Annotated in this window: 14 protein-coding genes and 1 pseudogene; 5 read left to right on the forward strand and 10 right to left on the reverse strand. The window is 45.7% G+C overall.

Features of this window, described 5'->3' with window-relative positions:
* Positions 1–198: 198 nt before the first annotated feature.
* Positions 199–717 (forward strand): glycine zipper 2TM domain-containing protein, encoded by a 519-nt coding sequence (locus C4F37_RS16700; protein ID WP_001311989.1) that lies wholly within the window; start codon positions 199–201, stop codon positions 715–717.
* A gap of 15 nt (positions 718–732) precedes the next feature.
* Positions 733–1272, forward strand: coding sequence for a DUF5384 family protein (locus C4F37_RS16705; protein ID WP_001774017.1), 540 nt, complete (start codon positions 733–735; stop codon positions 1270–1272).
* Between the two features lie 194 nt (positions 1273–1466).
* Here the strand turns inward: C4F37_RS16705 and C4F37_RS16710 are convergent, their stop codons facing one another.
* The 5 genes from C4F37_RS16710 to C4F37_RS16730 form a co-directional block, all read right to left on the reverse strand.
* Positions 1467–1964, reverse strand: coding sequence for a DUF2514 family protein (locus C4F37_RS16710; protein ID WP_000637727.1), 498 nt, complete (start codon positions 1962–1964; stop codon positions 1467–1469).
* The gene (locus C4F37_RS16715; protein ID WP_032153852.1) at positions 1961–2590 is read right to left on the reverse strand and encodes a glycoside hydrolase family 19 protein; all 630 of its coding nucleotides are present in this window, start codon (positions 2588–2590) and stop codon (positions 1961–1963) included. Before C4F37_RS16715 ends, C4F37_RS16710 begins: the two co-directional genes overlap by 4 nt.
* On the reverse strand, positions 2580–2888 hold the full coding sequence (locus C4F37_RS16720) for a phage holin family protein (protein ID WP_016245479.1): 309 nt from the start codon (positions 2886–2888) through the stop codon (positions 2580–2582). Before C4F37_RS16720 ends, C4F37_RS16715 begins: the two co-directional genes overlap by 11 nt.
* On the reverse strand, positions 2875–3279 hold the full coding sequence (locus C4F37_RS16725) for a putative holin (RefSeq protein ID WP_000009883.1): 405 nt from the start codon (positions 3277–3279) through the stop codon (positions 2875–2877). The genes C4F37_RS16720 and C4F37_RS16725 overlap by 14 nt, the downstream gene beginning before the upstream one ends.
* A gap of 72 nt (positions 3280–3351) precedes the next feature.
* A complete protein-coding gene (locus C4F37_RS16730) occupies positions 3352–5814 on the reverse strand; it encodes a tail fiber domain-containing protein (RefSeq protein WP_032153853.1) in 2463 nt (820 codons plus the stop codon).
* 196 nt (positions 5815–6010) lie between these two features.
* On the opposite strand from C4F37_RS16730, the gene C4F37_RS28280 reads away from it, so the two are divergent.
* Positions 6011–6268: a hypothetical protein gene (locus tag C4F37_RS28280; protein WP_016245482.1), complete on the forward strand. Its 258-nt coding sequence runs from the start codon at positions 6011–6013 to the stop codon at positions 6266–6268.
* 317 nt (positions 6269–6585) lie between these two features.
* Entirely contained in the window at positions 6586–7242 is a 657-nt protein-coding gene (locus C4F37_RS16740; protein ID WP_000993735.1) for a phage antirepressor Ant, read from the forward strand.
* A gap of 71 nt (positions 7243–7313) precedes the next feature.
* Here C4F37_RS16740 and C4F37_RS16745 read toward each other — a convergent pair whose 3' ends face one another.
* From C4F37_RS16745 to C4F37_RS16755, 3 genes are all read right to left on the reverse strand, one after another.
* Positions 7314–7475 (reverse strand): hypothetical protein, encoded by a 162-nt coding sequence (locus C4F37_RS16745; protein WP_000708858.1) that lies wholly within the window; start codon positions 7473–7475, stop codon positions 7314–7316.
* A gap of 98 nt (positions 7476–7573) precedes the next feature.
* Positions 7574–8206, reverse strand: a complete 633-nt coding sequence (locus C4F37_RS16750) for a hypothetical protein (protein WP_001260052.1) — start codon at positions 8204–8206, stop codon at positions 7574–7576.
* A gap of 146 nt (positions 8207–8352) precedes the next feature.
* Positions 8353–9048, reverse strand: coding sequence for a BRO-N domain-containing protein (locus C4F37_RS16755; RefSeq protein ID WP_000127505.1), 696 nt, complete (start codon positions 9046–9048; stop codon positions 8353–8355).
* 386 nt (positions 9049–9434) lie between these two features.
* Between C4F37_RS16755 and C4F37_RS16765 the strand changes: the two are divergent.
* Positions 9435–9746, forward strand: a pseudogene (locus C4F37_RS16765) (phage antirepressor N-terminal domain-containing protein); the annotation flags it as partial.
* 81 nt (positions 9747–9827) lie between these two features.
* Here the strand turns inward: C4F37_RS16765 and C4F37_RS16770 are convergent.
* Both C4F37_RS16770 and C4F37_RS16775 read right to left on the reverse strand, forming a co-directional pair.
* Entirely contained in the window at positions 9828–10124 is a 297-nt protein-coding gene (locus C4F37_RS16770) for a hypothetical protein (RefSeq protein ID WP_001555166.1), read from the reverse strand.
* A 77-nt stretch (positions 10125–10201) separates the two neighbouring features.
* Positions 10202–11050 (reverse strand): hypothetical protein, encoded by an 849-nt coding sequence (locus C4F37_RS16775; protein ID WP_032153854.1) that lies wholly within the window; start codon positions 11048–11050, stop codon positions 10202–10204.

Genomic DNA, 11050 nt, shown 5'->3' on the forward strand with positions numbered 1-11050 from the left:
GTTCTGACTGAAGTTCATCCTGTTCGGCTGCGAAATAAATACATCATTAATACATATGTTGTGATGATGTATTTTTATAAATTATTTCCCGCATGAATTTTAATAAATTTAATCTATTCCTTTATACGCAATACATTTACTTTCCTCTTTTGATGATCTTAAATGTCTTATTTTTCGTAATGTGTATAACAAGGAATAGTGATGAAATTTAAAAAATGTCTTCTGCCTGTGGCAATGTTAGCGTCATTCACTCTGGCAGGATGCCAGTCAAATGCTGATGATCATGCCGCCGATGTTTATCAAACCGATCAACTGAATACCAAACAAGAAACTAAAACCGTTAATATTATTTCCATTCTTCCCGCAAAAGTTGCCGTAGACAACGCCCAAAATAAACGAAATGCACAAGCCTTCGGCGCGCTTATTGGTGCAGTCGCTGGCGGTGTAATCGGCCACAACGTGGGGTCTGGCAGCAATTCCGGAACGACGGCAGGTGCAGTTGGCGGCGGAGCTGTTGGCGCGGCAGCGGGTTCTATGGTGAATGATAAAACCTTAGTGGAAGGTGTTTCTCTAACGTATAAGGAAGGCACCAAAGTGTATACCTCCACCCAGGTGGGTAAAGAGTGCCAGTTTACGACAGGTTTAGCCGTTGTTATTACCACGACGTATAACGAAACGCGTATTCAGCCAAATACGAAATGTCCTGAAAAGAGCTAATGATCAGGAGGAGTCATGAAGAAAGTTTTTCTTTGCGCCATCTTAGCCTCCTTAAGCTATCCGGCTATCGCCTCATCATTGCAGGATCAACTCTCGGCTGTCGCAGAAGCGGAACAGCAAGGTAAAAATGAAGAGCAAAGGCAGCATGACGAATGGGTCGCGGAGCGCAACAGGGAAATCCAGCAAGAGAAGCAACGTCGCGCAAACGCCCAGGCCGCGGCTAATAAAAGAGCGGCAACGGCAGCGGCGAATAAGAAAGCTCGTCAGGATAAACTGGACGCCGAAGCCACTGCGGACAAAAGACGCGATCAAAGTTATGAAGATGAGCTACGCAGCTTAGAGATTCAGAAGCAAAAACTGGCGCTGGCGAAAGAAGAAGCCCGCGTTAAGCGAGAAAACGAATTTATCGATCAGGAACTGAAGCACAAAGCTGCGCAAACCGATGTGGTGCAATCTGAAGCTGACGCAAACAGGAATATGACTGAAGGCGGTCGCGATCTGATGAAAAGCGTGGGCAAAGCAGAAGAGAATAAATCAGATAGCTGGTTTAATTAATCGATGTTAGTAACTTCAATCCTATGATTCGTGAGTATAAAAAACCCTCTGTAGTAACAGAGGGTTTTGTTCATTCATAGTGCAGAGTCAAATCATTCCCACTCAATTATTTACGATACACATAAACAATTGACTGATAACAACTTTCTTCCAAATGATTTTCACCGTACCGTTTTATATACCGTCACCGGAAATCAGTGCCACGATTTTTGCTTCTTCAGTGAATCGTATTGCTGTTCGCAGGATTCTCCTGCAATCCGATACTTTTCAGCCTCAGCTGCTGTTGCGTTGTAAACTCGGTTGCTTTCTTCAAGCATGTCGGCGAGCACACCGATGACCTTGCTGGCTGGCGTGCCAGTGGGGAAAGATCCGGTATAGTGTTCGGCGAGTCGCTTGGTTTTGTCAAGCTCGGCGCGCAGGCTGTCAGCAGCGGCATTAGCATGCTCAGCATCAACACGCGCCACATCGATACGGGACTGTGCTTCACGTTCAATTTGTGTTTTCTCCTGATCACGTTGTGACCTGGCCTTATCATCAGCCTGTTTCTGATCTTCCTGTGCCTGCGCATACCCGGCGTCGTACTGACGACTGCCGTGTGCATTCCAGGCTACAACTCCTGATATGACCAGAACAGCAAGCATCGCCATGATAACCAACTGTTTCCAGTATGCTTTTGCGAATGCCCAGATCATACCGCCAGCACCTTACTGGCAGTGATGTACCGCGCGCGCCGGTCGTCGATGCCGTTCCGGCCACCATTGATAATCAGAGTTACACGTGCAATATCGCCGGTATACTTCATGCATCCTTTGCTGGCAAAGAACCACGCCGCGCTACGAGCCGCGTATTCGTCCTGCGCCAGCAGTTCAGGACTCTCCAGCAGGTCAACCTTAAGACCGTTTCCACAGTCACGATAGTTATTCAAACCGGTAATCTGGATAAGTCCGCGACCACGGTAATTCCAGCCATCACCAGAGGCATTGTTACCCATGCGTTTGCTGTACACCAGATTTGCGATCGCGCGCTGGCGCTCAAGTGGCAATGGTGGCTCACCAGCACGGCGGCCCAGTGCGTTAGCCTGTCCCTGGGTGAGACGCCCAGCCCGAACGAAGTTAGCCAGTCCGGTGACGCTGTAGTTGAAATTTTCCTGCAACCGGTTGAAGCCACCAGACTCATGCCCGACCTGAGCAATAAACATTGCCTGATCTTCGGGTTTGCTGATACCAAACTCTTTCATCGCAGAAGTTATATGCGAGAACCAGCGAGCGGCCAGCGCCTCGCTAATACCAGCAGCTCGCTGGAATTGTTTAATCTCCATGTTTAGACCTCGATATTTTGAAAATATGAACAACGTTACCGCGTGTTTTAATAACCGCGGCAAGCATGACAGCGTTGATAATGACCTCAGATAAATCCACAGCCATTGGCGTGCGTAACCAGATTGCATAGACGACACGAACAGGAATACTTGCCGCAGCAACAATAAGGAAATAAGCAAGCCACCCTCCCCATCTTCGATGTTGAGAGCCGTTACGCCGGAATGTGACAACGCGAATTGCTATGCCAGTACAAATAACTGCATTGGTGATAAGCAAAAAAAACTCATGCGTTACCATCGTCTTTTCTCCCCGGAATTAACTCGCGTGGATTATCGGAACGGTGATAGAGCCAGATGCCAATACGCACGGCGACAATTGCTGACACGAATGCGCCTGCAGAGAAAACAATCCCTTTTTCAAAAGAGTCCTGCGTGATGGTAGGGATCAGGCTGGCTATGCCGATAAGAATTGATGCTGCTGGTTTGTAAAAGAGAAGGCCGCAAAGAAAGCTGAGCATCGACAGGAGCACCCGGCGACGGATGGGGTACTCTACTGCAGAGGTAACAAAAATTACCGCCCCAGCCAAAGCCCCTAAAGCAACCTCCGGAGGGACACCTGCAATAACCGCAGCAAGAGAACTAACACTAAGCCACTGATTTGAAGTTTCATTGGTTAGTTGGAATGACATAACGAAACCCGTTTATTTGCAAACACCCTGCTTCAGGAAAAGTATACCGCGCAACAACACACCATTTACGGTTCAATTCCCTGTTAATTGCAAAACTTGCTCTTCCAGCTTTTTAACCCTGCGTCTCATCATCGCAGATTCCAGAATCAGAGCCTCTTCATAACGGATACCGTAACATTCACCAGCCTCGACGGCTTCGCGTACCAGAACCTTTGTCTGTATAAGTGGGTAAACTCCTGCAGAATGCTCTTCTTCCGTCACATCCCTGTATTCTGCCGGGGTCTCATTCCACTTGTCATAACAGATAAATGCCAGTCGTGACACATCTATGCCTTCATTCTGAAATACACTGATAACATGCTGCGCAACTGCACCAAAGTGCCATCTTGCTCCGTCTTTACCTTTCACTTCGATCCTGTCAAGGTACTGGTATGAAACCCATTCCACTCTTTCCCATGCGTCCAGTATTTTCTCATCAATAACCTCTGGAGCAGTCTTGAAACGCGCATCGGACAGCACCGTAAACGCTGACTGGGTAAATCCCCCCGACCATGCACGACCAGCCAACCCAAGAGAATAAGTATTCGTTGTCGATGGTGTCATGGCTGAATCAGAAAACTGTATATATTCTGAATTTCCAGTAGATATTCGAATATTTCCATTTATTAGCGACATAGTGCCTTTAGTATTATCACTATTGAATAATTTCAATTGCGAACTTATACCGCCTCCCACAGCCAGAGATACATCGCCTTCAGCAAGCATTCTGAATTTATCTGCAGAAACAAGCGTCTGGTTAGCAAGGTTAAAATATTTAACCCACCATTCAAAACGCCCTGACATAGTCCCAACGTACTGACCAAGCGCAGGGACGTGAACAACATTGCTATTTGTAGTGCCGTCTATACTGGAAATACCAGTCACCGCTGATGCAGAACTCAGAATATTATTTCTGTCACCCGGATGTTTAATTTCAACAAAGTTCCTGATACACCCTTCCTCGAAGGTAACCACGCCGGAAGAACTATACATGGGGAATATTGACGCATAATTACTGCGTGCAGCATCTAAGAAACGAATGGTTGTAGATGTCTGCAGATCTCCTGATTCATTTTTCCCATCACACCCAGTCATTAGAATATTACTGGCAATATTATTATTTCCCTGAACGGTGACTCCGTGCGCCTGCTTTGCGTCCGATTCAGAGTAATCAACCAGCACATTCGAAATCAGGTTACCAGTCCCCTTGCCAACAACTACTGCGGCGTATTTTGGGTTGTTAGCCATTACACTGCTAATGATATTATTCGTTGGGGCAGTTTCCGTCTCAGTTCCATTGTAAACAACGTGCTGACACTCTTCACCAATAACATTGCTGACAATGTTATATTTTGCTGCTGTTTTAAGTTCCACTGCACCAAACTGAGGATAATTTCTGGCTATCACACCATCAATTAGCGTATTTTGCGATGAATCAAAAAGCACACAACCTGCTTTTTTATTATTTGCGAACCCTAAATACTCTCCTCTTATATCTCTAACAATGTAACCTGACGGAATACCATTATTCGGATAAGCGATCAAGCTAAATCCTGTTCCTCGCGTATTTGTAAATCTGATATTTTTAACCGATACATCATGGCCACCTGAAAATGACACCTGGTGTCCCTGCACACTATCATCTGATTTATTTCCCATAATTGTTAGCGTACTAAGCATGCCACCATCGGGCATGTTAAAAACCAGATGATTACCATCTCTGTCATACTGTTTTATCGTTCCCCCACCTGTTCCGTACAAGCCACAACGTGAAAGAGAAACTAAAGATGTATTGAATACCCCTTCCGGAACAAAAACACTGCTAAACGAATGTAATGATTTTGTAAAAGCCTCCTTGTTATCATTTAAGATTCCATTTTGAGCTCCAAAATCCTTAATGCTGACACCATCACGCATCTTATCCTGGAGTGTTCTGTATACCGCTCCAGAACCATACTGAATAAACCAACCAAAACCACCAACAACCCCGGCGATTGCAGCATCGACATAATTACGCATTGAGCGATTATTTACAGCGTCCTGCTCAAGTGATGGATCGGCAAGGTTAGATATTCTGTTTTGCTTTGCATCGTAATATTTTGCAAGCAAAGATGGTTTCATCAATGCACGTCTGAACCACCCAAAACATCGCTGGATCAGCATCGTCAGGTAGTCAAATGCATCCTCATGAACTTCGGGGAAAAATTTTCCCTGATTGCGAAGATCAGTCTCCTGCACCACATCAAGCACACGCTCTATCGTGATTCGCCAGCCAGCAGCAAGCGGCGACGGAAGAACCACTGCACCGCCACTATAAGTTCCCGCCCCTGTTACCGTATAACCAGCATCCAGCACTAGTTTTGTAACGTTACCGTTAAGGTCAGACACCTGAACAACCAGGTCGGATTTTTTGAAAATACGGAAGGTATACGGAAATGATGTCGTAACGCCGTTACCTGTGTATTCGTTGTGGTCAACTTCGGTTGAGACCGTCATGTTAAATCTCCAGATAGTCGCAGCACCCGTTGCGCCGCATATCTGGTTATTCTATTACCCGAAAAACCATATATGGATAGAGAGACTGTGAATATGAATAGATATTACCTTTCAGGTAATTTTCAAAACGTGCTGGATAGCAAACAAATTATTTGCTACTGTATAAATATACAGTTATTGCATGGAGAAGATTAAGATGCAGCAGTATCACTATCCACTGGAAGAGGGATTTACCGAAAGGATTCACACGCCGGGAGGCGTCAGGTCACTGGTGGAGGGATCGCACTTGATGAAATTACTCCGGGATCTCGATAAGGATGGATTTAATGTCGATGGTCCACTTGCCGAACTGACTGCACTGATTAACTACGTCACCAGCTCACAGATGTCTATGCGGGATCTGCAAACACATCTCGACTATTGTGCCGAACAATTACGAAAACAAACCAGATAAGGTTTGTAATTACCAAGTGGAGTGCTTATATTTACCTTTGCGGTAAATTTACACCGCACTCCTCTTGTGCCATAGTAATCGGGCACTGGCAAAATCCAGTGCCGGGATTGGTCTCCCGGATTACTAAGTGGCGCATACCACGCCAGACGTGGTTTTTTTATGCGTATAGCACAGTCATGCCAGAATTATGGTGGGCTGAATGGGGGTCCGAAAGGACGCCGGTACCACTTAGGCCGGTAAGACCAACTCCGTTCAGTTCACCACCATCTGATTGGTCTCAGCGGTGGTGATGTAATTCGCTAAGTGGAGACGCCATCATGAACGCTCAACTCATCCCCGTATTCAACGGCACTATCGCCAACGAAACCACTCTTCTCGTTAATGCTCGCGATTTACATACTTTTCTTGGGGTAGGTAAACGCTTTGCATCGTGGATTACAGAACGCATTGCTGAATATGGTTTCGTTGAAAATCAGGACTATATTTTGGTTTCCCCAAATCGGGAAATCAAAGGTCGAGGAGGCGATCGCCGTAGCAAAGACTATCACCTCACCCTCGATACGGCCAAAGAAACTGCGATGGTCGAGCGCAACGAAAAAGGCCGCCAGATACGCCGATACTTCATTGAATGCGAGAAACGTTTAAGACAACAAGAAACAAAGGTGGAGAAGGTCTTGTCAGGCTTCATGCCCGCCATTATGGAGGCGATCAAGCTGGAAGACAAAAAAGAATACAGTGCCCCACTGAAGCCCGGCTACCGCAGTCTGATTCACTCGCCGTCGGGTGTTCTCGGCCTGACGGAGAACTCACTGCTGATGAATCTGCTGAACCAGTTACAGGAAGACGGGCACGACGTATCGGGCGCGGCGGCGGAGCTGACCACCATGTTCTGCTACATCGTCGGTGTGAGCAAATGCCTGCGTGATATCCAGACCCACGCGGAGTACATCAACGACAAGGCAGGGTTCTTCTGACGGCGGCGGCACAGGGACGTGCAAAACGAAACTATCGTGACATGTCACAGGCCGCTTTCGCGGCCTTGTTTTTAACGAATGCCACCGCCGCCTGGGCGGGAATCCGCAGAACGCCCACCGCAGCGGGAGCCGTCAGCGGCAGTATCGCTGTCGTGCTGACAACGACCGGCAAAGGCCTGAGTTGAAGCTACCAGAGACAACAAAACGAACAGTGCAGCAAATGCTTTTTTCATTGTGAAATTTCCATCTATAAGCCACCTCAATGTGGCGTCAATGAGTGTAGCACTGACTTTTGTTTCGTCCACAAAAAAGCCCGCGCTGCGGGCTTCTATTAATGCAGTTTATCTTTGCTTATAACCAGTAGTCTGTGGGTATGCACATCTTTATCACTGCCCCAACAGAAATCAGCCCACTGGCTATAGAAATCATCCCATGATGTCATGAAGCTAAGAGGTCTATCTTCTTCAGAGCCATCTGAAACGTATACATTATATCCTGGGGTGTTTATAGCCCAAGAAATCATTCTTTCCCAGAATCTTCTCCCATCGATTGTTTGTTGCTCATCAGATACAACGATCGCATATTGCTCTAGGAAGAACTGAAAAAAAATCTGAGGCAAACCATGAACAGCACGGTCATGAATAACATTAGGCGTACGCCATACCATGATCTGCGTACATGTTCTTTTGGCTTCGACGATATCTTCCCGAAAGATTAACTTAACCGCATACACCGTTTCTGGAGTATCGCTGGTAGTAATCATTCTGTAATGATCGCCATTACAAGATTTTACAAGGCGATAACCATAAGGTGTTGTGAATCCCGGAAGAACGAAATCAACCACACCTTTCGCTAAGTAGCTTTCGGTGTGACTAGTGTTCTTCTCAGACATGTTCAGTTTTCTATCGAAATCTGCTTCTGGGATAATGTATGGCATCGCTTTTCTTGTTGTATTTGTTCTCATTTCGTCCTCCCATGTTTGGCTACAGGACGCGTTTTGAAGGGAAGATTAAAAATGCTTTCTTACCCTTGAGGTAATAGTACGCTATTCACCCCCAGTCTGCAATCTGTACAGAATTATTTAAAGGCACATCCCTGTGCCGCCGCCCGTCAGAAGAACCCTGCCTTGTCGTTGATGTACTCCGCGTGCGTCTGGATATCACGCAGGCATTTGCTCACACCGACGATGTAGCAGAACATGGTGGTCAGTTCCGCCGCCGCGCCCGATACGTCGTGCCCGTCTTCCTGTAACTGGTTCAGCAGATTCATCAGCAGTGAGTTCTCCGTCAGGCCGAGAACACCCGACGGCGAATGAATCAGGCTGCGGTAGCCGGGCTTCAGCGGGGCACTGTAGGTTTTGTTCTCTATCTTCATCGCCTGCATTACTGCTGACGCCGTGGCGTTGGCTACCTGGTCGGCAACCATCTTTATGCGTTCTTCCTGCGGGAGCGAGTTTTTAATGTAACTTCCGGTGCGGCGGATCTGAGGAAGAACCTCACCTGTAACCCATTTACGAAAGCGGTATGGGATAGTGCCTGGTGTCACCGCATCGCGGCAGCGGAGGATCAGTGTGTAGAGGCCTGACTCGGAGATAATGATCGATTCTTGCTCACCGCCAGGGGTGTCGGTTGAAGCGACGCCCTTCTCATCATCATCAAGTTTTCGAACAGCATCTCGATGGTTTGCTATGCCTATAGCCCGACAAACATCTGAAGCGATAAACCATGGCTCACCATTAATGACGATTACCCGTATATCGGCTTGAGATTCGAAAGAAAAAATGGACGTGCTTTTTGTAGCTGTCATAGTGGTTACCTTTTAGTCTGGTTAATCACCACTACCGACGCCAATCGGTTGGTGGTGAACTGTGCAGGGTTGGCGTAACCGGCTAAAAGGACCCGGCGCACCTTTCGGTGCCCCCACACAGCCCACCATAATACGAATGTGGCCGTGCTATACGCATAAAAAAACCGCTTGCGCGGTGAATGCGCCTTTTAGTAATCCGGGACGCCAATCCCGGCACTGGATTTTGCCAGTGCCCGATTACTATGGCACAAGAGGAGTGCGGTGTAAATTTACCGCAAAGGTAATGATAGACACAGACAAACATTAAAATCAACCATATTTGGTTAATGTGTGTAAAAGAGCCAGCAGCGAGAAATTGTGCCGCGACGTAAAATAACGAGCATCTGCTGGCTTACAACCAGCGATGTTTCAAATTTGTCACTACTATCAACGTGCCATTACACGGCGCAGAGCTTTATGTCGTCAATCACAACGGCGAACCGTACACCCCAATGAAACCTATCGTTGAAGGCATGGGTATGGTTTGGGCTGCTCAATTTGTTAAATTAAAACAGAGATTTGTCAAAGGTATTTCGGAAATCGAAATACCTTCTGCTGGCGGTAAACAGTTAATGATATGCCTTGCCTTTCGTAAGTTTGCGGCTTGGCTTTCAAGCATTCAGCCAAACAAAGTCTGCCCTGTAATCCGCGAAAGTATTGAAACATCAACCGTATCGATATCGACACGGTTGATTATGACGGTAACTTATTTCCGTGTGTACTATTTCTCCCGCCACTAACTAATTATATTTGTCTTTAAAAATTTCATGGAATGATTGAGAGTAAGACTTGCCATACTTCAAATAACATTCTTCATCCAACTTTCTTAATGAACTTCGAACCTGTTCGTGGCATACAGCAAAAAAAACAAGTCCGCCGCCTATTAATACCCCTATTGATATTGGGTTCGCAACATCCCATAAAAAATCGGCTAACAGAGCAAATACCCCACCGCCGCCAATAAATGCCCCTATAGCTCGGTTCGTTTTAGCTTGCTCATAGCGTCTCTCTAACTCACTAAACTCTTTAATATCCATATAAGCACCTCTATAAAATTACTTCATCACCGGATCCACCTGGTTTATTAGTGGCGCAATCCAGAACAGATGTTTTATTATTGTGAAGTTTTCATTGCACGATTTTCAGCTCTGAATTCAAGAACCGTTTCAATATTTCTTTCCTTCAGCATATCCATAACATTTTTATTCATTTGACTATCACTGGTTAATAACTGATAAACGTTTCTTTTCTCTTTATCAGAATTTTCTTTAACAGCTGATTTGCATGACAAATGCTTATTGAAATTTTCTACATCGCTAGTACATGAATTTACGGCTGCGGATGAAATATCAGACGCTGAAGAAACACCGTCATCTAAACGTTTTATAGCATTTTCTATACATGAGTTAAGGGAATAAACGACAACTGAGCGATACCCTTCAGACGCACACCATTCTAAATTTCTTGAAGGATCGAGTGGTTTTACTTCGCTGGATTGAATTAACTTGTCAAACACTGACTTATATTCAATCTGTTTTTTATCTATAGCCCATACCTCAGTAGCTGATTTATAATGCCCAGTATGCTTATTAACATCAAACCCATGTTTTATAAGCAAATCTGCCCATGAAAGATTTATTGATTCATTGTTATGAGGCCATTTCCCTGTCAGAACCGCCCCCATAGACCCCATATATCCGCCATATGATGGTATAGCACCATGGCTCAATAACTTCTCAGCAACCACAGGGCAATTAATTACATAGGAGACGTAAAGCCCATTCCATAAAGCCCCTCTATAGTAATCGCCGCGATTAGGTTCTTTTAAGTCGATAGCCTTTGATAATTGTTCACACGTTTTGCATGCATCAAAGTTATCCTTATTGCATTGCAATGAACTGGCGGCTGTAGGATTTACAGCGACTATTGAAAGCACAATGCCAAACAAATTTATTTTTTTCAT

The sequence above is a fragment of the Escherichia sp. R1 genome (assembly GCF_003000935.1).
Lineage (GTDB): Bacteria > Pseudomonadota > Gammaproteobacteria > Enterobacterales > Enterobacteriaceae > Escherichia > Escherichia coli.

Bases quoted from the DNA above. Each gene is read 5' to 3' on its own strand.
- C4F37_RS16705 (WP_001774017.1), top strand. From the start codon at position 733: ATGAAGAAAGTTTTTCTTTGCGCCATCTTAGCCTCCTTAAGCTATCCG.
- C4F37_RS16710 (WP_000637727.1), bottom strand. From the start codon at position 1,964: ATGATCTGGGCATTCGCAAAAGCATACTGGAAACAGTTGGTTATCATG.
- C4F37_RS16715 (WP_032153852.1), bottom strand. From the start codon at position 2,590: ATGGAGATTAAACAATTCCAGCGAGCTGCTGGTATTAGCGAGGCGCTG.
- C4F37_RS16720 (WP_016245479.1), bottom strand. From the start codon at position 2,888: ATGGTAACGCATGAGTTTTTTTTGCTTATCACCAATGCAGTTATTTGT.
- C4F37_RS16725 (WP_000009883.1), bottom strand. From the start codon at position 3,279: ATGTCATTCCAACTAACCAATGAAACTTCAAATCAGTGGCTTAGTGTT.
- C4F37_RS16730 (WP_032153853.1), bottom strand. From the start codon at position 5,814: ATGACGGTCTCAACCGAAGTTGACCACAACGAATACACAGGTAACGGC.
- C4F37_RS28280 (WP_016245482.1), top strand. From the start codon at position 6,011: ATGCAGCAGTATCACTATCCACTGGAAGAGGGATTTACCGAAAGGATT.
- C4F37_RS16740 (WP_000993735.1), top strand. From the start codon at position 6,586: ATGAACGCTCAACTCATCCCCGTATTCAACGGCACTATCGCCAACGAA.
- C4F37_RS16745 (WP_000708858.1), bottom strand. From the start codon at position 7,475: ATGAAAAAAGCATTTGCTGCACTGTTCGTTTTGTTGTCTCTGGTAGCT.
- C4F37_RS16750 (WP_001260052.1), bottom strand. From the start codon at position 8,206: ATGAGAACAAATACAACAAGAAAAGCGATGCCATACATTATCCCAGAA.
- C4F37_RS16755 (WP_000127505.1), bottom strand. From the start codon at position 9,048: ATGACAGCTACAAAAAGCACGTCCATTTTTTCTTTCGAATCTCAAGCC.
- C4F37_RS16770 (WP_001555166.1), bottom strand. From the start codon at position 10,124: ATGGATATTAAAGAGTTTAGTGAGTTAGAGAGACGCTATGAGCAAGCT.
- C4F37_RS16775 (WP_032153854.1), bottom strand. From the start codon at position 11,050: ATGAAAAAAATAAATTTGTTTGGCATTGTGCTTTCAATAGTCGCTGTA.